Below are 23,864 nucleotides of genomic sequence, written 5' to 3'. Positions count from 1 at the left end.
AAAGCACGATGACAGAGGACCTCTCACCGGCCGAGCGGTACGCGGCGGCGCGCAAGCGCGCTGTCGAGCAGGCCACCGCACTCGCGTCCTTCCGCGAGATGTACGAATTCGGCCTCGACCCCTTCCAGATCGAGGCCTGCCAGGCGCTGGAGGCGGGCAAGGGCGTGCTCGTGGCCGCCCCCACGGGCTCGGGCAAGACGATCGTCGGCGAGTTCGCCGTGCACCTCGCGCTCCTCCAGGGCAAGAAGTGCTTCTACACCACGCCCATCAAGGCGCTCTCGAACCAGAAGTACGCCGACCTCGCCAGACGCTACGGCGCCGACAAGGTCGGCCTCCTCACCGGCGACAACAGCGTCAACTCCGACGCCCCGGTGGTCGTGATGACCACCGAGGTCCTGCGCAACATGCTGTACGCGGGCTCGCAGGCGCTGGTGAACCTCGGCTATGTGGTCATGGACGAGGTGCACTACCTCTCCGACCGCTTCCGCGGCGCCGTCTGGGAGGAAGTGATCATCCACCTCCAGGAGTCGGTCACGCTCGTCTCCCTTTCGGCCACCGTGTCGAACGCCGAGGAGTTCGGCGACTGGCTCGACACCGTGCGCGGCGACACCGAGGTGATCGTCTCCGAGCACCGGCCCGTGCCGCTCTTCCAGCACGTGCTCGCCGGGCGCCGGATGTACGACCTCTTCGAGGAGGGCGAGGGCCACAAGAAGGCGGTCAACCCCGACCTCACCCGCATGGCGCGCATGGAGGCCAGCCGCTCGTACAACCCGCGCGAGCGCCGCAAGGGCAAGATGGTCCGCGAGGCCGACCGCGAGCGCGAGCGTCGGCAGCGGTCGCGGATCTGGACCCCGGGGCGCCCCGAGGTCATCGAGCGGCTCGACGCCGAGGGCCTGCTGCCCGCGATCACGTTCATCTTCAGCCGCGCGGGCTGCGAGTCGGCCGTGCAGCAGTGCCTGTACGCCGGCCTTCGGCTGAACGACGACGAGGCGCGGGCGAAGGTCCGCGAGATCGTGGAGGAGCGCACGTCCTCCATCCCGGACGAGGACCTCCACGTCCTTGGCTACTACGAGTGGCTGGAGGGGCTGGAGCGCGGCATCGCGGCGCACCACGCGGGCATGCTGCCCACCTTCAAGGAAGTCGTCGAGGAGCTGTTCGTCCGGGGCCTGGTCAAGGCCGTGTTCGCCACCGAGACCCTCGCGCTCGGCATCAACATGCCCGCGCGCAGCGTGGTCCTGGAAAAGCTCGTCAAGTGGAACGGCGAGCAGCACGCCGACATCACCCCCGGCGAGTACACCCAGCTGACCGGCAGGGCCGGGCGGCGCGGCATCGACGTCGAGGGCCACGCGGTGGTCCTGTGGCAGCGCGCCATGAGCCCCGAACACCTGGCGGGTCTCGCGGGCACCCGCACCTATCCGCTGCGCTCCAGCTTCAAGCCGTCGTACAACATGGCGGTGAACCTCGTGGAGCAGTTCGGGCGGCACCGCTCGCGCGAGCTCCTGGAGACGTCCTTCGCGCAGTTCCAGGCCGACAAGTCGGTCGTCGGGATCTCCCGGCAGGTGCAGAAGAACGAGGAGGGCCTGGCGGGCTACCAGGCCTCCATGACCTGCCACCTCGGCGACTTCGAGGAGTACGCGCGCCTGCGGCGTCAGCTGACGGACCGCGAGACCGAGCTGGCCAAGCAGGGCGCGGCCCAGCGCAGGGCCGCCGCCGCGGCCTCCCTGGAGAAGCTCAAGCCGGGGGACGTCATCCACGTGCCCACGGGGAAGTACGCGGGGCTCGCCCTCGTCCTCGACCCCGGGCTGCCCGCCGGCCGGGCCAACGGCCACCGCGGGTTCGACCACGTCGACGGCCCGCGGCCGCTGGTGCTCACCGCCGAGCGCCAGGTCAAGCGGCTCGCGTCGATGGACTTCCCGGTGCCGGTCGAGGCCCTGGAGCGGATGCGCGTCCCGAAGTCCTTCAACGCCCGCTCGCCGCAGTCCCGCCGCGACCTGGCGTCCGCGCTGCGCACCAAGGCCGGGCACATCGTGCCCGACCGGCACCGCAAGGGGCGCGCGGCGGCCGCCGACGACCAGGAGATCGCCCGGCTGCGCACCGAGCTGCGCGCCCACCCCTGCCACGGCTGCGACGAGCGCGAGGACCACGCGCGCTGGGCCGAGCGCTACCACCGGCTCAAGCGGGACACCTCGCAGCTGGAGCGCCGCATCGAGGGGCGGACGAACACCATCGCCCGCACCTTCGACCGCATCGTGGCGCTCCTGACCGAGCTGGACTACCTGCGGGGCGACGAGGTCACCGAACACGGCAAGCGGCTCGCCCGGCTCTACGGCGAGCTGGACCTGCTGGCCAGCGAGTGCCTGCGCGCGGGCGTCTGGGAGGGGCTCGGCCCCGGCGAACTGGCCGCGTGCGTCTCGGCGTTGGTCTACGAGTCCCGGGTCGGCGACGACGCGCTCGCGCCGAAGCTGCCGTCCGGGGCCGCGAAGGCGGCGCTCGGCGAGATGGTGCGGATCTGGGGCCGGCTCGACGCCTTGGAGGAGGACTTCAGGATCCGCCAGGCCGAGGGCGTCGGCCAGCGCGAACCGGACCTGGGCTTCGCGTGGGCGGCGTACATGTGGGCGAGCGGCAAGGGCCTGGACGAGGTGCTCCGCGAGGCCGAGATGCCGGCCGGCGACTTCGTGCGCTGGTGCAAGCAGGTCATCGACGTCCTGGGCCAGATCTCGGCGGCGGCTCCCCGGGAGGGCGGCAGCACGGTCGCCAAGAACGCCCGCAAGGCGGTCGACCAGCTGCTCCGCGGCGTGGTGGCGTACAGCTCCGTGGGCTGACACGGCAAGGAAGAGGCGGCGCGTCCTGCTCCTGGGCGCGCCGCCTTTTGCGCGTTCGGGGGTGTCACTCCATGTGTTCGGGTGATCGCCACGCGTGTAAATGGGGCGAGTGTATGCCCGGCGGCGGGGGCTGTGCAGAGGGTTGCCGAATATGACTCGGCGATGATTTCGGCGGACTAAGCTCGCCCGGAGCGCGGCGAGTTGGAACGAGTTGCGACGAGTTCGCATGCTTGTTCCCCAATCTTGTGATTGTTCGCTTTCGCGCTCCCGTCCGACCAGCTCTCCCGTACCTCCCCACCCCCTTCCCCAAGACGACTGTTCAGAGGGCATACATGGTGAGTGTTCAATCGCCTCCCGGTGGCCGAGAAGTCCCCTACGCGCGCGTGCTGTTGCTGCCCGCCATGCTCATGGCCGCGGCGACCGGAGCCGCCGTCGCCACGGTGACGGAGCCGGCCCGGCCCGCCGTCGGCTGGTGCGGCGCCGTCGCGACCCTCATGGTCATCGTGGTCGGCGTCGAAGCCGTGCGGCGCGGCCGCACCATCAAGGGGCAGCGCGCACAGTACGCACAGCGGATCGCCCACCTCGAAGGGCGCATCGCCTCCCACGACGACGAGACGGTCCGCCTCGGGCAGGAGATCCTGCCCGAGGCGCTCTGGCGCCTCAGGCAGGGCGAGACCCCCGTCGACGTGGTGCGCAACGTCGTCGACAAGGACGAGGCCTACCGCGACCTGCCCGACGCCCAGCGCCAGTTGCTCCGCTCGGTCCTGGAGATCCTGGACCACGAGGGAGCGCTGCGCGAGTCCGCCCAGCGCGCCTTCGTGAACATCGCCCGGCGCGTCCAGTCGATCGTCCACCAGCAGGCCGCCGAACTGCGCGAGATGGAGGAGTTCCACGGCCGCAACCCCGAGGTCTTCGACGACCTGCTGCGCATCGACCACGGCACCGCGCTGATCGGCCGCCTCGCCGACTCCATCGCCGTGCTCGGCGGCGGCCGCCCCGGCCGCCAGTGGCCCAACCCCGTACCGCTGTTCAGCGTGCTGCGCGGCGCGATGTCCCGGATCCTCGACTACCCGCGCGTGGAACTGCACTCGATCGCCGACGTCGCGATCAAGGGCACCAGTGTCGAGCCGCTCATCCACGCCTGCGCCGAACTCCTCGACAACGCCACCCGCTACTCGCCCCCGCACACGAAGGTCCACGTCACCGCCGTCGAGGTGCAGACCGGTATCGCCGTCGAGATCGAGGACGGCGGCGTCAGCCTCAGCGAGGAGGCCCGCACCCGCGCCGAGCGCATGCTGGCGCAGGCACAGGCCGGCATCGACCTCAACGACCTCGGCGAGACGCCCCGCCTGGGCATGGCGGTCGTCGGCCGCCTCTCGCAGATGTACCGCATGCAGATCTCCCTGCGGCAGTCCGCGTACGGCGGCGTCCGCGCGGTGCTCATCGTGCCGCGCGACATGATGACCACCGAGCCCGCCCCCGGCCTCGCCCACGGCATCGGCGCCTCCGCCGTGCCCCGCGTGGACAGCGTCGGAAACCTCATCGAGGAGCCCGCGCGCAACATCCGCCGCAAGAAGCCGCGCGTCGTCACCGCCGGCCCGCCGCTGCGCTCCCCGCTCACCGCGACCGCGACCGTGCGGGAAGACGACGTGCCCGAGGTCACCGAGTGGACCGAGAACGGCCTGCCGCAGCGCCGCAGCCGCGTGACGATGTCGCTCAAGGAGCGCTACGCCATGGAGGCCGAGGCCCAGCGGGCCGCCGAAGCCCACGCCGCGACGACCGCACCGCCTCCGCCCAGGAAGGAAGGGGCCGAACCGGGCCTGTGGGTCGAGGCGTTCATGAAGGGCGTCAAGGGCGACGGCCAGGCCGGCCCCGACCCCTCGGCCCCGCAGGGCAGCACCCCTCCGCAGGGAACCGACCGGAACAACCACGGCAACGCCGACGAGGGGGAGTGGCAGTGATCCAACAGCGCGCCAATTTCGACTGGATGCTGAAGGAGCTCGCCGACGGGGTGCCGCAGACGCGGCAGATCGTGGTGCTCTCCGCCGACGGCCTGCGCATCGCCCGCTACGGCGGCGACCCGGACGCCGCCGACCGCATCGCCGCCGCCTGCGCCGGACTGCAGAGCCTGGCCGCCGCCGTGGCCACGGAGATCCCCCGCAGCGACGGCGGCATGAAGATGGTCATCATCGAGATCGACGGCGGCTACTTCTACCTGATGGCCGCCGGCACCGGCGCCTATCTCGCGGTGCTCGCCGACGAGACCGTCGACGCGGGCCTCGTCGCCACCCGGATGCGCGACCTCGTCGTACGCATCGGAGCGCATCTGACGAGCCCGCCACGGCGTGACGGGCAGGCCGTATGACTCCTCGGCACGGCCCTTCGCACGGCCCTTCGAACGGGGACGTCCCCTCCGCCCGGGACGCCCCCGACCCGGACGCCCCTGCGCAGCGTGAACGCCGCGACCCCCAGAACCCCGAGCGGCTGTACATCCTGACGGGCGAGGACTCCGAGCGGGCGCCGCTCGACCTCGTCACCCTCATCGTGGCCCAGGGCGAGGCGTCCCCACTGGCCCAGCCGGAGCACTCCGCGGTGCTGCGGCTGTGCACCACACCGATCTCCGTCGCCGAGCTGTCCGCCTATCTGGCGCTGCCGTTCAGCGTGGTGACCGTCGTCCTGACGGAGTTACTCGCCACCGGTCTCGTACAGGCGCGCGCCCCCATCGTCCGCTCCGCGATCCCCGACCGTTCCCTCCTCGAAGCGGTGATGCATGGACTTCAAAAGCTCTGACACGATCACCGGCCCCCGCAGCGAGGACGTCCTGCCGCACACGGCCACGGCCGCCGTGAAGGTCGTGATCGTCGGCGGGTTCGGGGTCGGCAAGACGACGATGGTCGGTTCGGTCAGCGAGATCCGCCCGCTGACGACCGAGGAGACCATGACCCAGGCGGGCATCGGCGTCGACGACAACTATGGCTCCGAGTCCAAGACGGCCACCACCGTGGCCATGGACTTCGGCCGCATCAGCATCTCCGACGAACTGGTCCTCTACCTCTTCGGCACCCCCGGCCAGGAGCGCTTCTGGTTCCTGTGGAACGGCCTGTTCGAGGGCGCGCTCGGCGCGGTCGTGCTCATCGACACCCGCCGCCTGGAGGTCAGCTTCGACGTGATCGGCCGCCTGGAGGAGCGCGGCGTGCCGTTCGTCGTCGCCGTCAACGACTTCCCGGACGCCCCGCAGCACCCGATCGAGACCCTGCGCAGGGCCCTGGACCTGGAGCCCGCGGTGCCGATCATGCCCTGCGACGCCCGGCGCAGGGAGTCCAGCCGGGACGTCCTGATGACCCTGATGCGCTACCTGCACTCCCTGACGGTGACCCGCGTCTGACACCCACCGACCTCTGCACCCCCGGAACCCCTTCCGCGAACCCGGAGCGACGACCGTGACGACCCCTTCCCCCTCCTGGCCCGGCGCCGACCACCTCGCCGCGCCCCCCGGCTGTCCCGCCCACGGCCTCGGCCCCGGCGGCCTGCGCCGCCTGTACGGGCCCGAGGCGGACACCGACCTCGCGGGCCTGTACGAGAAGCTGCGCGCCGAGTACGGCGCGGTGGCACCCGTACTGATCCACAACGACGTGCCGATCTGGGCCGTGCTCGGGCACAGCGAGAACCTCCACATGGTCCGCACGCCCTCGCACTACTCCCGGGACTCGCGCCTGTGGCGCGCCGTGCAGGACGGCAGCGCCGGGCCCGACCACCCGCTCGCGCCCGTCTTCACCTGGCAGCCCATGTGCAGCTTCGCCGAGGGCGACGAGCACCAGCGGCTGCGCGGGGCGGTCACCGGCGCCATGTCCGGCATCGACCACCGCGGCATCCGGCGCCACATCAACCGCTACACGAACCACCTGATCAACGACTTCTGCGAGGACGGCGAGGCCGACCTGGTCAGCCGGTTCGCCGAGCATCTGCCGATGATGGTGATGTGCCACGTCCTCGGCATGCCCGAGGAGTACAACGAGCGGATCGTGCAGTCGGCCCGCGACATGATCAAGGGCACCGAGACCGCCATCGCCAGCAACGCGTACATCATGGAGGTCCTGATGGGCCTCGTGGCGCGGCGCCGCGCCCAACCCGACGAGGACTTCACCAGCAGCCTCATCGCGCACCCGGCGCAGCTCACCGACGACGAGGTCGGCGCCCATCTGCGCCTGGTGCTCATCGCGGCCTACGAGGCCACCGCCAACCTCATCGCCAACGTCCTGCGGATGGTCCTGACCGACCCCCGCTTCCGCGCCCAGCTCAGTGGCGGCCAGATGACGGTCCCCGAGGCGGTCGAGCAGTCCCTGTGGGACGAACCGCCCTTCAGCGCGATGGTCGGCTACTTCGCCAAGCAGGACACCGAGCTGGGCGGCCGGCACATCCGGGCGGGCGACGGGTTGATCATGGGCATCGCGCCGGGCAACGTCGATCCCGTCGTCCGCCCCGACCTGGCCGCGAACATGCGGGGCAACCGCTCGCACCTCGCGTTCAGCGGCGGGCCCCACGAGTGCCCCGGGCAGGACATCGGGCGCGCCATCGCCGACACCGGCGTCGACGCGCTCCTGATGCGCCTGCCGGACGTCGAACTGGACATCGACGAGCGGGACCTGCGGTGGACCTCGTCCATCCTGTCGCGGCACCTGGTGGAGCTGCCGGTGCGATTCGCGCCGCGCCCGCCGCAGGACGTCATGGCCCGGCCCTCGGCGCAGCTGCCGAGGCCGCGCACGGACTGGCAGGTCTCCACCCCGCCACCGCCCGCGCCGCAGCCCGCCGCGCAGGCCCCGCGGCCCGCGGCGACACCCTCCGCGACCACGACCGAGACCGCGCTTGAGCCCGTGCCGGCCCAGGGTGCCTGGCGGCGCTTCCTCAGCTGGTGGCGCGGCTACTGATCCGCCCTGGTGCGGCAGCGGTGTCAACGCGGGCACACCTCTGAGGCGGGCGTAAGGGAAACGTGAGAGAAGCGTGAGCGGCAGGGTGGAAGCTGGGCACCTATTGCCCCGCTTGGACAGGAGTCCCATGCCCAGCCCCACCCCCCGCGCCACCGGCGCGGGATCGCGCAGACGGTCCCGCACGCTGGCAGCTTTGATGACGGTCAGTGTCGCGCTGGGCGCGGCACTGCTGACGCCCACGGCCGCAGGGGCGGCCGGGTCGACCAACAGGGACGCCTTCGACAACCTCGGGCAGCCGGACCGGGACGAGTGGATGTCGGGCGTCGCCAGCGAGACCAGGCTGTCGGCGATGTCCATCCCCGGTACCCATGACACGCTCTCCCTCCACGGCGGGGCGGCCGTGCAGACGCAGGAGGACTACGGCGACAGCGCGAATACGCTGACGGCGCAGTACGAGCGCGGTATCCGTGCCATCGACATCCGGGTCCGCGTCGTCAACGACGGCCAGGACTTCGCGATCCACCACGCCGCCTTCTACCAGAACGCCAACTTCGACGACGTCCTGAAGAAGACGAAGTCCTTCCTCAAGGCGCATCCGACCGAGACGGTCGTGATGCGGCTGAAGTCCGAGTGCCCCTACTCGGGTGCCACGCCGTTCGAGTGCAAGCACGACCCGGACACGATGACCGCGAAGAACGTCAAGGACATCTTCGGCTTCTACGCGAAGAAGGACGAGTACTCCAAGCTGTTCTGGGCGCCGTCGATCACGGGCACCGGCCCGGCGACGATCCCCAAGCTCGGGGAGGTCCGCGGCAAGCTGGTCCTGGGCAGCTTCGACAGCGTCGAGGACTCGAAGTACGGGCTCGCGGGCTTCAACGACCGCAACGAGGACCACTACAACGCTTCGGACATCACGGAGAAGTGGAACTACGTCAAGAAGAACGTCGACGAGGCCATGTCCGCCGCGTCCAACATGTACGTGACGTACGCGTCCGCGAGCAGGGCCCCCGGCGGGGGGTCGCCGCGTCACTACGCCGGCGGGTACACGAAGGTCCAGAACGGCGACAGCACCGAGGTCCCGGGGGTGAACTACCACCTGATGAAGCACCTCAACAAGACGCGGGGCCGCGTCGGCATCGTCATGATGGACTTCCCGGGCTGGGGCCTGGTCAACGCGATCATCGACCACAACAAGGACGATGCCCGCAGCAGCGGCAACCGGATGCTCTGGCAGGTCAAGGGCGACAAGACCTACGTGAACACGCTGTACGGCCGCTGCATGGTGCGGGGGCCCGAATTCGACGACTCCAAGTCCGGCGGTGAGGTCACCCAGCGCGAGTGCCAGTCGAGCCCGCCCAGCAGCCACCAGTGGGGAGCCGAGAAGCCCTCCTCGTTCGACGACAAGGGCCACTTCTGGATCAAGGCGAGCAACGGCAAGTGCCTGACCGTGCCCTACAACAACGGCACCCCGCCCGGCTCCGGCACCCAGATGTTCTGGTGGGACTGCGAGACCCGCTGGTTCTCCGGCAGCCAGATGTGGAACATCGTCCCGGTCAAGGTCACCACCTCGAACGGTGAAGAGCAGGCCTACAAGTTCGTCAACAACTGGACGGGCATGTGCCTGTCGATGGACCCGGCCACCGCCGACAAGTCGGGCGGCAAGGTGACCCAGGAGACCTGCCCGAGCAAGTGACCGGTGCGGTTCAGACCGACCAGGCCGCCAAGGTGCGCCCGCTGACGAAGCGGTGCGGGTGGCCCGTGACCGGATCCGTGAACTCCAGGACGCGCGCCAGGAGTTGCAGGGGCCGCCGGAAGTCGTCCGGCGCCACGGGTCCGGTCACCACCGGGTAGAGCGGGTCGCCGAGGATCGGCAGCCCCAACGCGTTCATGTGGACGCGCAGTTGATGGGTGCGGCCGGTGTGCGGGGTCAGCCGGTAGCGGCCGAGGCCGCCGCGGACCTCGACCAGTTCGACGCGGCTCTCGCTGTTCGGTTCGGCGCCCTCGACCTCGTACGCCGCGAGGACGCCGCGTTCCTTCACGATGTGGCTGCGCACGGTGCGCGGGAGCGGCACCTCGGGGTCGTGGGGCGCGATCGCCTCGTACTCCTTGTGGACGCGGCGGTCGCGGAACAGCGTCTGGTAGGCGCCGCGTTCGTCCGGCCGCACGGTGAACAGCAGCAGCCCGGCGGTCAGCCGGTCCAGACGGTGCGCGGCGCTCAGCGCCGGGATGCCCAGGTCCGTGCGGAGCCGGGCGAGCGCCGTCTGGGTGACGTGGCCGCCGCGCGGCATCGTGGCGAGGAAGTGCGGCTTGTCCACGACCACGATGTGCTCGTCCCGGTGGACGACGTCGAGGGCGAACGGCACCGGGACCTCCGGGGGCAGGTCCCGGTGGAACCAGACGAAGGCGCCCGGCGCGTAGGGCGCGTCGGGCGCCACCGGAACACCGTCCGCGCCCACGATCCGGCCGTCCCGGAGCATCGCGTCGATGACCCCGGGCCCGGCCGAGAGCCGCTCCACGAGGTGGTCGCGCACGGTCGGCCACGCCCCGTCGGCCGGCAGTCTGACCCGCACGGGGTCGACGCCCTCGCGCTGGGGGAGCGGGGCGGGCGGAATGCGGGTCTTGCGTCTCATCAGGGGGCCAGCGTACGGGGCGGCGCAGGTCAGGGCATGCGTCGGTGCGGGGGCGGAAAACCGGTGCCGTCGCGCGGGCCGCGCTGCCACGATGGGGCCATGCCCTTCACGATCTCCGACGTGGTCGCGCCCGGCACGCTCGCCCGCCGGGCGCAGCCCGCGCTTCCCGTCCCCGGCGCCCTGGTCCTCAGGCCCTGGACGGACGCCGACGCTCCCGCCGTGTACGAGGCGTTCCAGGACCCCCTGCTCCAGCGGTGGCACGCCCGCGTGGCCGACTCCGCGAGCGAGGTGCTCGGCTGGATCGCGGACTGGCGCGCGGCGTGGGCCGGTGAGGACGACGCGTACTGGGCGATCGCCGACGCCGTGACGGACGAGGTCCTGGGCCGGGTCGCCCTGCGGCAGATCCGCCTGGGGGACGGACAGGCCGAGATCGCCTACTGGACGATGCCGTCGGCGCGCGGCCGGGGCATCGCGCCGCGCGCGGTCGACCGCCTCACGCGGTGGGCGTTCGACGAGGTGGGCCTGCACCGCCTCGAACTGACGCACGCGACGGCCAACGAGGCGTCGTGCCGGGTCGCCCTGAAGGCCGGCTTCCCCGCGGAGGGCACCAAGCGCAGCGCGCTGCTGCACGCGGACGGCTGGCACGACATGCATCTGCACGCGCGGATCGCGGGCGACGCCGAAGTGGCATGACGGGGGCGGGGTGCCACCGGGGACGCGTACGGCAGAAGGCGGCCCCCCGCTTCCAGGGTGGCCGCCAACGCGTGCTTGCGGGCCCAGCGCCTACGCGGCGGCTTCCTGCTCCGCCTCCACCTGCGCGTTCCACTCCCGCTTGGAGGCCTGCCAGCCGTCCTCGTTGTGACCGAGGCGCCAGTAGCCGGAGACGGACAGGCGCTCGCGCGGCACCTCGTGCTCGACGCGCAGCAGGCGGCGCAGCTCCTTCACGAAGCCCGCCTCGCCGTGCACGAAGGCCTGCACGTCGCCCGCGGGCCACTCCAGGGAACGCACGGCCTCGATCAATGCCCGGCCCACCGGGCGGCCGGCGCGGTGCAGCCAGACGACCTCCGCGTCCGTGGCGATCTTCTGCTCCTCCTCGGGGCCCTCGACCTCCACGAAGATCCGGGCGACGGCGCCTTCGGGGAGGGCCTCCGCCGCGGCGGCGATCGCGGGCAGGGCGCTCTCGTCGCCGACCAGCAGGTGCCAGTCGGCGCCCGCGTCCGGGGCGTAGCCGCCGCCGGGGCCGAGCATGCGGATCGTGGCGCCGGGCCGGACGTCCCGCGCCCAGGGGCCCGCGAGGCCCTCGTCGCCGTGGATCACGAAGTCGAGGGCGAGCTCCCGCGCCCCGGGGTCCCACGAGCGCACGGTGTAGGTCCGGGTGACCGGCCACTGCTCCCGGGGGAACTCCTCGCGGATCCGCTGCATGTCGAAGGGCTCCGGATAGGTGACGCCCTCGGCGTCGAAGAGCAGTTTGACGTAGTGATCGGTGCACTCGCCCGCCGCGAACTCGGCGAGGCCCTCGCCGCCGAGCACCACGCGCTGCATGTGCGGGGTCAGGCGCTCGGTGCGCACGACCCGCCCCGTGTGGGTCTTCGGCGCTTTGCGTGCCGGACGTTCTGCCATGGCGGCGGCCTCCCCTGGTCCTCAGCTACTTAGGCTTACCTAAGCTAGCACTTCAGGGCTGGAGCGTGGCGAGGAGGCGGTGGAGCGAGCCGCCCAGGTTCCACCGCTCGGCCAGCTCTTCGAGGGCCGCCGCGTCGCGGGGCGCGCGGGGGAGTGCCACGTCGACCTCGGGCAGCGGGACGTCGGCGGCGACCCGGACGACCTTCGGCGCGACGGCCACGTACGGCCGGGACTCGTCCAGGCGCCTGCGCTGGGAGGGGGTGAGCTTCGAGCGCGGGTCGTCCACGGCGGCCATGATCCCGGCCAGGTCGCCGTAGGCGTCCAGGAGTTTGGCCGCCGTCTTCTCGCCGATGCCGGGCACCCCGGGCAGGCCGTCGCTCGGATCGCCCCGCAGCAGCGCCAGATCGACGTAGCCCGGGCCGTCCACGCCGTACTTCCCGCGCAGCCACGCCTCGTCGGTGACCTGGAGGGTGCCGACGCCCTTGAGGGGGTACAGGACGCGGATGCCGCGCGCGTCGTCCACCAGCTGGTAGAGGTCGCGGTCGCCGGTGACGATGTCGACCGGTCCCGTGGCGCGGGCCGCGAAGGTGCCGATCACGTCGTCGGCCTCGTACGCCGGCACGCCCACCCGGGCGATGCCCAGCGCGTCCAGGACCGCCTCGATCACCGGCACCTGCGGGGAGAGGGTGTCGGGGACCTCCTCGGCGTCCGGGCCCTGCGCGCTCTCCTCGGCGACGCGGTGCGCCTTGTAGGAGGGGATGAGCTCGACGCGCCAGTGCGGGCGCCAGTCCGCGTCCATGCACGCGACCAGGTCGTCGGGCCGGTGGTCCTGGACGAGGCGGGCGATGAAGTCGAGCAGCCCGCGCACGGCGTTGACCGGCGTGCCGTCCGGGGCCTTCACGGAGTCCGGGACGCCGAAGTAGGCCCGGAAGTAGAGGGAGGCCGTGTCGAGGAGCATGAGCCGTCGTGTTCGCTGAGTCACGGTCCGCATCATGCCGCACGGCACCGACAGCCTCCCCCGACCTGGGGCGACGACATGCGGACCGGCGGTGGAGTGAGCTGGGTCACTTCTGTGTTTGGTTCTCATGAGTCGGGGCAGGCGCGCCGCCGGAGTGCACCCCGTCGAGGATTCAACATTTTGACCGGGCAAGTGGGCAGAGGCCACGGTGCTCCACGGCCCGCCGGCGGGGGAGGCGGGCCGTCTTGGTTCGACCCGAGAGGTGTATGTGTCCAGGCTGCAGGCCGAGCACTTGTACAAGGTGTTCGGCAGACGACCCGCTGACGCGGTGGAGCGACTCCGCCACGGAGCCGACCGGGAGGAGCTGCGCGCCGACGGCACCACCGCCGCCGTGATCGACGCCTCCTTCGAGGTCGAACCGGGCCAGATCTTCGTCGTCATGGGTCTCTCCGGATCCGGTAAGTCCACGTTGCTGCGCATGCTCAACGGGTTGTCGGAGCCGACGGCCGGTCACGTCCGCTTCGACGGCCAGGACCTCACCGAGCTGAGCGCGCGCCAGATGCGCCAGGTGCGCTCCAAGAAGATCAGCATGGTCTTCCAGCACTTCGCGCTCTTCCCGCACCGCAGCGTGCTGGAGAACGCGGGCTACGGCCTGGAGGTCCAGGGCGTGCCGCGCGCCGAGCGCGAGAAGCGCGCCACGGAGGCGCTGGAGCTCGCCGGCCTCAAGGGCTGGGAGAAGTCCTGGCCCGACGAGCTGTCCGGCGGCATGCAGCAGCGGGTGGGCCTGGCCCGCGCGCTCGCCACCGACGCCGACCTGCTCCTGATGGACGAGTCGTTCAGCGCGCTCGACCCGCTGATCCGGCGCGACATGCAGGACCAGCTCCTCGAACTCCAGAAGCGGCTGAAGAAGACGATCGTCTTCATCACCCACGACCTGAACGAGGCCATGCGCCTGGGCGACCAGATCGCCGTCATGCGCGACGGCCGCATCGTCCAGATCGGCACCGCCGAGGACATCCTGGTCACCCCGGCCAACGACTACGTCGCCGCGTTCACGCAGGACGTCGACCGCGCCCGGGTGCTCACCGCCGGCGCGATCATGGCGGACCCGGACAGCGGCTACGTACGGGCCGACGCGCCCGCCGCGGTCACCGCCGACACCCCGATCATCGACCTGTTCACGCCCTGCTCCACCAGCGTGGTGCCGGTCGCCGTGACCGACGCGGACGGCGAGCTCGTCGGCGTCGTGCCGCGGGAGCGGCTGCTGGCCGTACTGGGCGAGCCGATGAGCCCCGAGGACGAACCGCGGGACAGCGAGAAGGTGGTCAGCGGTGCCTAGGATTCCGTTCGGTGAGTGGGTCAACGACACCGTCGACTGGCTGCTCAGCCACATGTCGTGGCTGTTCGACTTCTTCAAGACCGTCTTCCAGGGCGCCTACGACGGCATAGCCGACGTGCTCCAGGCGCCCGAGCCGCTGCTGCTCGCGGGCATCTTCGCCGTCATCGCGTTCTGGCTGCGCGGTGTGGTCGCCGGTGTGCTGACCTTCGCGGGCTTCGCGTTCATCGTTTCGCTGGAGCTGTGGGACCACGCGATGATGACGCTGGCCCTGGTGCTCGTCTCGACGGTCATCGCGCTGGTCGTCTCCGTGCCGGTGGGCATCTGGGCGGCACGGTCGAACACGGTCAGCGGCATCGTCCGCCCGGTGCTCGACTTCATGCAGACGCTGCCGGCGATGATCTACCTCATCCCCGCCATCCTCTTCTTCGGGATGGGCGCCCCCGCCGGCATCGTCGCCACCCTGATCTTCGCGCTCGCCCCCGGCGTGCGCATGACGGAGCTGGGCATCCGCCAGGTCGACAAGGAACTGGTCGAGGCCGCCGACGCGTTCGGCACCACCCCGCGCAACATCCTGCTGCGCGTCCAGCTGCCCCTCGCCCTCCCCACGATCATGGCCGGTGTCAACCAGGTCATCATGCTGGGCCTGTCCATGGCCGCCATCGCGGGCATGGTCGGCACGGAGGGCCTGGGCGCCGACGTCAACGAGGCCATCGGCCAGCTCAACGTGGGCCTCGGCTCCGAGGCCGGCGTCGCCATCGTCATCCTGGCGATCTACCTGGACCGGATGACCGGCTCGCTGGGCACCCAGGTCTCCCCGCTGGGCCGGCGCGCCGCCGCCAAGGCGCGTGCCGCGCGGGGCCTGAACATCTGGACCTACCGGCCGCAGGCCGCGGTCGCGGTCGTCGGCGTGGTCGTCCTCGCCCTCGTCGCGGGCGGCATGGGCGTCTTCGGCGGCTCGAAGTCCGAGGAAACCACCGCGGACGCTGCGAACGTCGGCCGGGGCGCGAAGATCAACATCGGGTACATCCCCTGGGACGAGGGCGTGGCCTCCACCTTCCTCTGGAAGGAGATCCTGGAGCAGCGCGGCTTCGAGCCGCAGACCAAGCAGCTGGAGGCGGGCCCGCTCTACACCTCGCTGGCGCAGGGCGGCGTGGACTTCCAGACCGACTCCTGGCTGCCGACGACGCACGCCGCGTACTGGAAGAAGTACGGCGACAAGCTGGAGGACCTGGGCGCGTGGTTCGGCCCGACCTCGCTGGAGCTGTCCGTGCCCTCGTACGTGAAGGGCGTCGACTCGCTGGCGGACCTCAAGGGCAGGAGCGGCACGTTCCACGGCAAGATCGTCGGCATCGAGTCGAGCGCCGGGATGATGGGCCTGCTCAAGGACAAGGTGCTCGGGGCCTACGGCCTGGACAAGGAGTACAAGGTCGTCGACGGCTCCACGCCCGCGATGCTGGCCGAGCTGAAGCGCGCGTACGCCAAGAAGGAGCCGATCGTCACCACGCTCTGGTCGCCGCACTGGGCGTACAGCGACTTCGACCTGAAGAAGCTCAAGGACCCCAAGGGCGCCTGGGGCAAGGGCGACGGCGTGCACACGCTGGCGCGCAAGGGCTTCTCGGCCCAGAACCCGCAGGTCGCCAAGTGGCTCAAGGACTTCAAGATGAGCGAGAAGCAGCTCACGGGCCTTGAGGCGGAGATCAACAAGGCGGGCAAGGGCAAGCAGCAGGAAGCCGTCCGCGCCTGGCTGAAGAAGAACCCGGGCGTCGTCGACAAGCTGGCCCCGCTGCCGGAGAAGTCCACGCCCGCCGAGGCGAAGCGCCCGCTGAACGCCGCGTACTTCGCCTGGGACGAGAACGTCGCCGTCACCAATCTCTGGAAGCGGGTCCTGGAGAAGCGCGGCTACAAGATGAAGCTGACGCCCTCCGACGTCGGCCCCGTCTACACCGCGCTCGCCCAGGGCGACCTCGACCTGGACCTCGACGCCTGGCTGCCCACCGCCCAGAAGCAGTACTGGGAGAAGAACAAGGCGAACCTCGAGGACCTGGGCTCCTGGTACAGCCCGACGTCGCTGGAGGTCGCCGTCCCCTCCTACGTCAAGGACGTGAAGTCGCTGGCGGACCTCAAGGGCAAGGGCGACAGGTTCAAGGGCAGGATCGTCGGCATCGAGCCCGGCACGGGTGTGATGACGGCGCTCAAGGACAAGGTCCTGCCCGGCTACGGCCTGGACGACGAGTACAAGATCGTCTCCGGTTCGACGCCCGCGATGCTCTCCGAGCTGAAGTCGGCGTACGCCAAGAAGGAGCCGGTCGCGGTCCTGCTCTGGTCGCCGCACTGGGCGTACAACGAGTACGAGCTGACCAAGCTCAAGGACCCCAAGGCCGCCTTCGGCAAGGGCGACACCATCCGGACGATCTCCAGCAAGGAGTTCCCGGAGCAGTACCCGCGGCTCACGAAGTGGCTCAAGCACTTCAAGATGAGCGAGAAGGAACTGGCCGGCCTGGAGAACGAGATCAACAAGGCGGGCAAGGGCCATGAGCCCGCGGCCGTCGACTCCTGGCTGAAGAAGAACCCGGGCTTCGAGGAGAAGATGACGCCCGCGCAGTAGGCCGATCCCTTCCTCCCCGTGTCCCGCTCCCGAGGGGTGGGCCTCGCCCTGTGGCGAAGCCCACCCCTCGGGGCGTTCCCGGGGCTCCCGCCGCTCCCTAGGCTGGGCACCCGCCCCTCCACTCGAACGTAAGTGCTGCCCCGCCGTGACCGTCCGCACGACGCCCCGCCTCGCCGTCACCTCGGCCCTGGCCCTCTCCGTCGCCCTGCTCCTCGCGCAGCTGGCCCGCGCGGACGCCGCCCCCGCCTCCGCGGCCACCGCCCGCCTGGCCGCGCTCGCCTCCGACGTCACCACCGCCGACGGCCACCGCTACGACGCGCGGGACCACACCGGGCGCACCATGGACGCCGCCGAGATCGAGCAGGCCCAGGACGGCCGCTACCTCGCCGTCTACCACACGCTGCTGCCCGACGGCCGCTTCCACGCCGCCGTCGCCACCTCCACCGACCTGCGGCACTGGCGGCGCCGCCACGACTTCGGCCCCGGCACCCACCAGGCCTCGCTCGCCCACGACGGGCGCGGCGGCTACGTCCTCGCGTACGAGAAGGACCCCCGCAACCACATCGCCGTCCGCGCCTACGAGAACACGGCGGCGCTGCTCCACGGCCGCGCGGATCGCGCCTTCGACGCGCCCCGCACCCTGTCGCGCTGCGCCGAGGGCACCCCCGGCGTCACCGCCGTGCGCGGCGGCACCATCCACCTCACCGGGCACTACCGCGCCGCCTGCGACACCGACCGCCAGCTGCGGGCCACCCTCACCGGCTTCCGGCACTGGCACGCCGAACCCGACCGGCGCCTGGACCGCGCCGTGCGCGCCTGGGGCACCGGCGGCAACATCGGCGACCGGACGCCCGTCGCGCTCGGCGGGCAGGGCGCCGTCCTCGTCGAGGGGCAGGGGCGGCGCGCTGACTTCGGCAGCTGGGGCCTGTACGCCTACGATCCCGTGAGCGGCCGCGCCGACAGCCTCGACGTACGCACCCACGGCGGCAGCCGCGCCTTCGCCAACCCCTCCGCGACCTTGCTGACCGACCCGGGGGGCCGGCCCGCGCTGCTCGTCAGTCTGTTCGTCCCGGCCGAGGGTTCCGCCCCCGCGGAGGCCGGTCAGCTGCTGTACTGGCACAGGCTTCGATCGGCGTCGGGGGCGTGTGACCATCCGGCCGACGGGGCGGAACCGCCCGGTGAACATGCGTAGGGTGCCAAGGACCCCGCAGGGTGGAGAGTGGACCGACGCGCCGAAGGGAGCCGAGGCGATGGACGAGCACAAGGAGACCCTCCGGGTGGGCTCGGCCGTGCGGCGGCGCCGCCGGCAGCTGGAGCTCACCCTCGCCGTCGTCGCCGAGCGCAGCGGCCTGTCGGTGCCCTTCCTCAGCCAGATCGAGAACGAACGCGCCCGGCCCAGCAGACGCTCCCTCCAGCGCGTCGCGGACGCCCTGCGCACCACCGACGTCGAGCTGCTCGCCGCGGCGGACCCGGCCCGCACCGTCGATGTCGTGCGCGCCGACGACGACACGGACCTCGACACCTCCACACCCGAGGCGCGCGTACGCCTGCTCGCCCGCGGCCACCACCAGCTCCAGGTCCTCGAATTCGTCGGCGACCACGACGAGGGCCGCGAACTCCAGCACCGCAACGACGAGTTGATGTACGTCGTCGAGGGCGCCGTCGAGATGGAGGCGGAGGGCCGCGCCTACCGCCTCGGGCGCGGCGACAGCGTCTTCCTCACCGGAGGGGTGCGCCACCGCTGGCGGGCCACGGTGGCGGACACCCGGGTCCTGGTGGTCGCCGTGGGGGACCACATCGAGGCGATCGACGACGGCGGGCGCTGAGGTGCCCGGGACGCGGGGGCCGCTGCGGGTCGTCTCGCTGGTGCCCTCGCTGACCGAGGCGGTCGCCGTGAGCGTGCCCGGCGCGCTGGTCGGGGCCACGGACTGGTGCGACCACCCGCCGGACCTGGACGTCACCCGGGTGGGCGGCACGAAGAACCCCGACGTGCCCCGGATCATCTCCCTCGCCCCCGACCTGGTGATCGCCAACGAGGAGGAGAACCGCGCCCCCGACCTGGCCGCCCTGCGCGCGGCGGGCATCGAGGTCCTGCTGACCGAGGTGCGGACGCTGGATCAGGCCTTCCGGGAACTGCGCAGGGTCCTCGCGGCGTGCGGGGCCGGCTCCGCACGCTGGCCGGCCGCGGCGGAGGCGGCGTGGCGGCTGCCCCGCCCGCCGGCCCGGCTGCGGGCGGCGATCCCGATCTGGCGGCGGCCGTGGATGGTCCTCGGCCGGGACACGTTCGCGGGGGACCTGCTCGCCCGCCTGGGCATCGACAACGCCTGCGCCGGCCACGCCGAGCGGTATCCGCGCATCCCGGCCGAGGAGCTGTGCGCGGCCGGTCTCGACCTGGTCGTCCTGCCCGACGAGCCGTACCGCTTCACGCCCGAGGACGGCCCCGAGGCGTTCCCCGGCCTGCCCGTCGCGCTGGTCAGCGGCCGTCACCTCACCTGGTACGGGCCTTCGCTGGCGGAGGCACCCGCCGTGCTCGGCGCGGCCCTGCGAGCAGCTCGCCGGTGACGACACCGCGCGCGGTGAGCGCCAGCGCCACCGCCCAGGCGGCGACGAGGAAGGTGTAGAGCCCGGCCGCGAGCCAGTCGAACACCGGCAGGCCGGTGTGCCCGCCCAGCCCCTCGGCGCCCGTCACGCAGGTGCCGACGGGGAAGGTGAACGCCCACCAGGTCATCGCGAAGCCCATCCCGGCGCGCCGGGCGCGCCGCACCAGGGCGAGAGCGAGTGCCAGCCACAGCAGGGCGAAGCCCGTCACGGGCACGCCGTAGAGCACGGCGAGGACGAGGAAGCCCTGGTCGAGCGGGGCGGGTACGACGCCGGGGGCGGCGTCCGCGAACTTGTTGGCGGCGGTCGTCGACTGGCCCAGCGGGCCGAGCACCAGGAACAGGGTCGGGGTGAGCGCCAGGGGCGGCGGGCCCGAGGTCACCAGACGGGCGAAGACCACCGGCAGGACGACCAGGGTGGCGAGCAGGCTCAGGCCGAACATCGCCAGGCAGGCGTACAGCAGTGTCCGCTGGGCCGTGCCCTCGGGCAGCCGGGGTATCAGCAGCGGGCCGAGGGCCGCCGACACCATCGGGGCCACCACCGGCAGCAGCCACACGGGCGAGGCCTGGTCGGCGGTGATGCGATGGCGGACCACCATCAGATACGGGATGACGACGGCGCCGGCGAGGCCGATCAGGGTGCCGAGGGTGAACAGCACGGCGTCGACCGCGACGGCGGCGCCGGCGCTGATCCAGTCCTCGCCGACGATCAGCGCGCCGCCGCCGACCGCGAGCAGCGCCATGGACAGGCAGCCGTAGAAGGGGGCCACGGCCGGGTCGAGGAGATGGGCACGGGCCTGGTCGCGGTGGTGGGCCCAGTGCCCGGCGCGGGCGATGAGCAGCACGGCGAGCAGCACGAGGGACAGCGCCCAGACGGCGGTGCAGGCCGTCCGCAGGCCCGGGACCCGGTAGGGGAGGGTGGCGCCCGCCGTGGCGACGATGGCGGTGCCCATGACGGACGCGTACCAGTTCGGGCCGAGGTGGCGGACGGCGGGGAGCCGGGGGCCGGGGGTGGGGGGAGCGGGAGGAGCCGGGCGGGCGACGGTGACCATGGCTCCACCGTCGTACGCGGACGGGGGGCCGCGCCAGGGAGTACGTTCCTATGAGGACATAAGCTGGCTTTATGAGTCAGCCCTCTCCGTCAGCTCCGCCGCCCGCATCGGCGCAGGCGGCGCTCGCCCACCGCGTCCCCGACCTCGGGGCGCTCCAGCTGCTGCTGGCCGTGGCCCGGCTCGGCAGCCTCGGGCGGGCCGCGCGGGAGCTGGGCATCACGCAGCCGGCGGCGAGCAGCAGGGTCCGCGCGATGGAGCGGCAGCTGGGCGTCGCGCTGGTCGACCGGTCGCCGCGCGGCTCGCGCCTGACGGACGCCGGGGCGCTCGTCACCGACTGGGCGGGGCGGATCGTGGAGGCGGCGGAGGCCTTCGACGCGGGGGCGCAGGCGCTGCGCGACCGCAGGGACTCGCGGCTGCGGGTGGCGGCGAGCATGACGATCGCCGAGTATCTGCTGCCGGGCTGGCTGATCGCGCTGCGGAGCCAGCGCCCCGACACGGCCGTCTCGCTCCTCGCGGGCAACTCCGCGGCCGTGGCGTCGCGGCTGCTGGCCGACGAGGCGGACCTCGGCTTCGTCGAGGGGCTCACGGTGCCGGCCGGTCTCGACGACGTGGTCATCGCGCACGACCGGCTGGTCGTCGTGACGGCGCCCGGGCACCCCTGGGCGCGGCGCGGCGAACCGCTCGGCGCCCAGGAGCTGGCGGCGACGCCGCTGATCCTGCGCGAGGAGGGCTCGGGCACCCGCCAGGTTTTGGACGCGGCACTCGGCGGCCTGGCCCGCCCGCTGATCGAACTGTCCTCGACGACGGCGGTCAAGGCCGCGGCGGTCAGCGGCGCGGGCCCCTCGGTCCTGAGCGAACTCGCCGTGGGCGAGGAGCTGGCGGCGCGCCGCCTGGTGGAGATCCCCCTGCGGGAGATCCGCCTGCGCCGCGAACTGCGCGCCGTCTGGCCCACGGGCCACCGCCCGACGGGCCCGGGAAGGGACCTCTTGACGCTCACGCGGGGCGGGCGCTGAGCCGAGCGGGGGCGCGGCCGTAGGGGCGGCGGAGTCGCAGGGCGCAGCGGGCCGCGCTCAGGAGGCGGCTCGGACCAGCGCCGCCATGACCCGCGTGTCCTCCCCCATCTCCGGGTGCCACTGCACGCCCAACGCCCAGGCGGGCGGAGCCAGTTCGATGGCCTCCACGGTGCCGTCCTCCGCGTGGGCCGAGACCGTGAGGCCCTCGCCGAGGCGGTCCACGGCCTGATGGTGGTACGTCGGCACGTCCGACGCCGCGTCCGAGGCGAGGGACGCGTAGAGCGTGCCCGGCACCGGTTTCACCGTGTGCGTGCCGAAGACGCCCGGCGCCACCGCGTGCCCGTCCAGGTGCTGCACCAGCGTGCCGCCGAGCGCCACGTTCAGCAGCTGCATGCCCCGGCAGATGCCGAGCAGCGGCGTCCCGGACTCCAGCGCGGCCTCGATCAGGGCCAGTTCCCAGGTGTCCCGCTCCGGCGCGGGCGGCCCGGTCAGCTCCTCGCGCCGCGCCCCGTACCGCCCGGGCTCGACGTCGGGCCCGCCCGCGATGACCACGCCGTCCAGCCGGGCGACGACGGAACGCGCGTACGACGGGTCGTCCGGCGGCAGCAGGGCGGCGAGGGCGCCCGCCCGCCGCACCAGGTTCGGGTACGCGGCGGGCAGCAGCGCCGCGGGCAGCTCCCACACGCGCCAGCTCGCCCGCTCCTCCAGATAGGTGCTGACACCGATCAGCGGCCTGCCGCCCACTGCGTTCTCCCTCGTCGTCGTCCTCGTGGTCCTCGTCGTCCTCGCCGCTGTCCGCGCGGAGGTGCTCAGTCCCGCTCCAGCTCTGCCTCGGCGGCCGCGAGCGCCGCGAACTCCTCCTCCGGCGCGCTCGCCACCAGGTGGCGGCGGCTGTACAGCCCGAAGTAGGCGATGGCCACCCCGTACACCACGAGCGCGATGACCGCCGCCGTCACGTCCACCAGGAAGGTGGCGACCAGCGCCGCACAGGCGAGGACCAGCGCGACCGACGAGGTCAGGACGCCGCCGGGCGTGCGGTAGGGGCGCTCGAGGCCCGGCTCGCGGCGGCGCAGCACGATGTGCGAGAGCGACATCAGCGCGTACGAGATGGTGGCGCCGAACACCGCGACGTTCAGCATGCGGGCGCCGTCCCCGGTCGCCGCGGCCAGCCCGAAGCCGATCGCGCCGGGCACGAGCAGACCCAGGTAGGGCGCCTTGCGGCTGCTGGTGAGCGACAGGAAGCGGGGGAGGTAGCCGGCGCGGGAGAGCGCGAAGAGCTGGCGCGAGCCCGCGTAGATGAGGGAGAAGAAGGACGCCACGAGCCCCGCGAGACCGGCGTAGTTGATGACGCGGCTCAGGCCCGTCGCCTCGCCGTCCGGCTGCAGCGCCTCGACCAGCGGGTTGCCCGCGTCCTGGAGCGCGTCGGCGCCGCGCGCGCCGGCCGAGGCGAAGAAGGTGAGGAGCGCGAGGGCGACGAGGATGGCCATCGACCAGCGGATCGCCCGCGGCAGCGTGCGCGCCGGGTCCTTCGTCTCCTCGGCGGCCAGCGGCACGCCCTCCACCCCGAGGAAGAACCACATGCCGAACGGGAACGCCGCCCAGATGCCCAGCAGGCCCATCGGCAGCCAGGAGTTGGCGCCGAAGGCGTCCGCGTCCACGGGTATGTCGTTCAGTCGGGCGGCGTCGAAGTCCAGGAACGCGCCGACGGCGAAGACCAGCAGCGCCGCCACGGCGACGCCGGTCACGACGAAGCTGAAGCGCAGCGCCTCGCCGACGCCCCACAGGTGGATGCCGATGAAGACGACGAAGCAGGCGAGGTAGACGGGCCAGCCGGAGGTGAGGCCGAACAGGCCGAGCGACTCGACGTAGTCGCCGATGAAGATGGAGATCGCGGCGGGCGCCAGGATGTACTCGATGAGGATCGCCGTGCCGGTCAGGAAGCCGCCCCAAGGGCCGAGCGCCCGGCGCGCGAAGCCGTAGCCGCCGCCGGCCGTGGGCAGCACGGAGGAGAGCTCGGCGAGCGAGAAGACCATGCAGGCGTACATCACGCCCATCAGGGCCATGGCGATCCCGAGGCCGCCGAAGCCGCCCTCGGCCAGGCCGAAGTTCCAGCCCGAGAAGTCGCCCGACACGACGTAGGCGACGCCGAGGCCGGTGAGCAGCAGCCACCCCGCGCTGCCCCGGCGGAGCGTCCTGCGCTCCAGATAGTCGTCCGCCGGTTCGGCGGGGCTCGGCTTGCTGGACTCCACGGTCATGGCACGGCTCCTCTGCGGCGGCGGCACTGCGGGGCGGGGAGGGGGAGG

The 23,864-nt window shown here is 72.3% G+C and carries 20 protein-coding genes; 14 read left to right on the top strand and 6 right to left on the bottom strand.

Translation table 11 applies throughout. From position 1 onward, the window contains the following. The first annotated feature begins 8 nt into the window (after positions 1 to 8). The 7 genes from ABZ385_RS23275 to ABZ385_RS23245 all read left to right on the top strand — a co-directional run bounded on the left by ABZ385_RS23275 (position 9) and on the right by ABZ385_RS23245 (position 9,440). Complete coding sequence (locus ABZ385_RS23275) at positions 9 to 2,822, top strand: DEAD/DEAH box helicase (RefSeq protein WP_358579043.1); 2,814 nt, start codon at positions 9 to 11, stop codon at positions 2,820 to 2,822. Positions 2,823 to 3,154: 332 nt separating this feature from the next. After that, a complete protein-coding gene (locus ABZ385_RS23270; protein WP_358699077.1) occupies positions 3,155 to 4,783 on the top strand; it encodes an ATP-binding protein in 1,629 nt (542 codons plus the stop codon). Continuing rightward, a complete protein-coding gene (locus ABZ385_RS23265) occupies positions 4,780 to 5,187 on the top strand; it encodes a roadblock/LC7 domain-containing protein (protein ID WP_358579048.1) in 408 nt (135 codons plus the stop codon). Before ABZ385_RS23270 ends, ABZ385_RS23265 begins: the two co-directional genes overlap by 4 nt. Beyond that, positions 5,184 to 5,612, top strand: a complete 429-nt coding sequence (locus ABZ385_RS23260) for a DUF742 domain-containing protein (protein WP_358579051.1) — start codon at positions 5,184 to 5,186, stop codon at positions 5,610 to 5,612. Before ABZ385_RS23265 ends, ABZ385_RS23260 begins: the two co-directional genes overlap by 4 nt. Further along, positions 5,593 to 6,207: an ATP/GTP-binding protein gene (locus ABZ385_RS23255; protein WP_358579054.1), complete on the top strand. Its 615-nt coding sequence runs from the start codon at positions 5,593 to 5,595 to the stop codon at positions 6,205 to 6,207. Before ABZ385_RS23260 ends, ABZ385_RS23255 begins: the two co-directional genes overlap by 20 nt. A gap of 55 nt (positions 6,208 to 6,262) precedes the next feature. Next, positions 6,263 to 7,747 carry a cytochrome P450 gene (locus tag ABZ385_RS23250; RefSeq protein WP_358912955.1) on the top strand — a complete coding sequence of 495 codons (1,485 nt, stop codon included), beginning with the start codon at positions 6,263 to 6,265 and terminating at the stop codon, positions 7,745 to 7,747. A 127-nt stretch (positions 7,748 to 7,874) separates the two neighbouring features. Next, positions 7,875 to 9,440 carry a phosphatidylinositol-specific phospholipase C domain-containing protein gene (locus tag ABZ385_RS23245; RefSeq protein ID WP_358912953.1) on the top strand — a complete coding sequence of 522 codons (1,566 nt, stop codon included), beginning with the start codon at positions 7,875 to 7,877 and terminating at the stop codon, positions 9,438 to 9,440. A 10-nt stretch (positions 9,441 to 9,450) separates the two neighbouring features. Here the strand turns inward: ABZ385_RS23245 and ABZ385_RS23240 are convergent, their stop codons facing one another. Then, complete coding sequence (locus ABZ385_RS23240) at positions 9,451 to 10,377, bottom strand: RluA family pseudouridine synthase (protein WP_358912951.1); 927 nt, start codon at positions 10,375 to 10,377, stop codon at positions 9,451 to 9,453. A 99-nt stretch (positions 10,378 to 10,476) separates the two neighbouring features. Between ABZ385_RS23240 and ABZ385_RS23235 the strand changes: the two genes are divergently transcribed. Beyond that, positions 10,477 to 11,070, top strand: coding sequence for a GNAT family N-acetyltransferase (locus ABZ385_RS23235; RefSeq protein ID WP_358579062.1), 594 nt, complete (start codon positions 10,477 to 10,479; stop codon positions 11,068 to 11,070). Between the two features lie 90 nt (positions 11,071 to 11,160). On the opposite strand, the gene ABZ385_RS23230 is transcribed toward ABZ385_RS23235, so the two are convergent. Both ABZ385_RS23230 and ABZ385_RS23225 read right to left on the bottom strand, forming a co-directional pair. After that, positions 11,161 to 11,997 carry a siderophore-interacting protein gene (locus ABZ385_RS23230; protein ID WP_358912949.1) on the bottom strand — a complete coding sequence of 279 codons (837 nt, stop codon included), beginning with the start codon at positions 11,995 to 11,997 and terminating at the stop codon, positions 11,161 to 11,163. A 52-nt stretch (positions 11,998 to 12,049) separates the two neighbouring features. Then, complete coding sequence (locus ABZ385_RS23225; protein WP_358579081.1) at positions 12,050 to 12,988, bottom strand: 5'-3' exonuclease; 939 nt, start codon at positions 12,986 to 12,988, stop codon at positions 12,050 to 12,052. A gap of 235 nt (positions 12,989 to 13,223) precedes the next feature. On the opposite strand from ABZ385_RS23225, the gene ABZ385_RS23220 reads away from it, so the two are divergent. The 5 genes from ABZ385_RS23220 to ABZ385_RS23200 all read left to right on the top strand — a co-directional run bounded on the left by ABZ385_RS23220 (position 13,224) and on the right by ABZ385_RS23200 (position 19,461). Continuing rightward, entirely contained in the window at positions 13,224 to 14,294 is a 1,071-nt protein-coding gene (locus ABZ385_RS23220) for a glycine betaine/L-proline ABC transporter ATP-binding protein (protein ID WP_358579066.1), read from the top strand. Then, a complete protein-coding gene (locus ABZ385_RS23215; RefSeq protein ID WP_358579069.1) occupies positions 14,287 to 16,899 on the top strand; it encodes an ABC transporter permease/substrate binding protein in 2,613 nt (870 codons plus the stop codon). The genes ABZ385_RS23220 and ABZ385_RS23215 overlap by 8 nt, the downstream gene beginning before the upstream one ends. Before the next feature lie 145 nt (positions 16,900 to 17,044). Further along, positions 17,045 to 18,091 carry a hypothetical protein gene (locus tag ABZ385_RS23210; RefSeq protein ID WP_358579071.1) on the top strand — a complete coding sequence of 349 codons (1,047 nt, stop codon included), beginning with the start codon at positions 17,045 to 17,047 and terminating at the stop codon, positions 18,089 to 18,091. Between the two features lie 58 nt (positions 18,092 to 18,149). Then, the gene (locus ABZ385_RS23205; RefSeq protein ID WP_358579073.1) at positions 18,150 to 18,725 is read left to right on the top strand and encodes an XRE family transcriptional regulator; all 576 of its coding nucleotides are present in this window, start codon (positions 18,150 to 18,152) and stop codon (positions 18,723 to 18,725) included. Positions 18,726 to 18,747: 22 nt separating this feature from the next. Continuing rightward, positions 18,748 to 19,461 carry a helical backbone metal receptor gene (locus ABZ385_RS23200; protein WP_358912996.1) on the top strand — a complete coding sequence of 238 codons (714 nt, stop codon included), beginning with the start codon at positions 18,748 to 18,750 and terminating at the stop codon, positions 19,459 to 19,461. On the opposite strand, the gene ABZ385_RS23195 is transcribed toward ABZ385_RS23200, so the two are convergent. Further along, the gene (locus tag ABZ385_RS23195) at positions 19,388 to 20,548 is read right to left on the bottom strand and encodes a TDT family transporter (RefSeq protein ID WP_358912947.1); all 1,161 of its coding nucleotides are present in this window, start codon (positions 20,546 to 20,548) and stop codon (positions 19,388 to 19,390) included. The genes ABZ385_RS23200 and ABZ385_RS23195 overlap by 74 nt on opposite strands. A gap of 71 nt (positions 20,549 to 20,619) precedes the next feature. On the opposite strand from ABZ385_RS23195, the gene ABZ385_RS23190 reads away from it, so the two are divergent. Next, the gene (locus ABZ385_RS23190; protein ID WP_358912945.1) at positions 20,620 to 21,561 is read left to right on the top strand and encodes a LysR family transcriptional regulator; all 942 of its coding nucleotides are present in this window, start codon (positions 20,620 to 20,622) and stop codon (positions 21,559 to 21,561) included. A 57-nt stretch (positions 21,562 to 21,618) separates the two neighbouring features. On the opposite strand, the gene ABZ385_RS23185 is transcribed toward ABZ385_RS23190, so the two are convergent. Both ABZ385_RS23185 and eat read right to left on the bottom strand, forming a co-directional pair. Continuing rightward, on the bottom strand, positions 21,619 to 22,305 hold the full coding sequence (locus tag ABZ385_RS23185) for a gamma-glutamyl-gamma-aminobutyrate hydrolase family protein (RefSeq protein ID WP_358700223.1): 687 nt from the start codon (positions 22,303 to 22,305) through the stop codon (positions 21,619 to 21,621). 65 nt (positions 22,306 to 22,370) lie between these two features. Next, on the bottom strand, positions 22,371 to 23,816 hold the full coding sequence (gene eat, locus ABZ385_RS23180; RefSeq protein WP_358912943.1) for an ethanolamine permease: 1,446 nt from the start codon (positions 23,814 to 23,816) through the stop codon (positions 22,371 to 22,373). Positions 23,817 to 23,864: the final 48 nt, after the last annotated feature.

The organism is Streptomyces sp. NPDC005898 (assembly GCF_040629635.1).
In the GTDB taxonomy this organism is placed as follows: domain Bacteria; phylum Actinomycetota; class Actinomycetes; order Streptomycetales; family Streptomycetaceae; genus Streptomyces.
The sequence above is the reverse complement of the archived record's forward strand: the minus strand, read 5'-3'. Positions and strand labels throughout refer to the sequence as shown.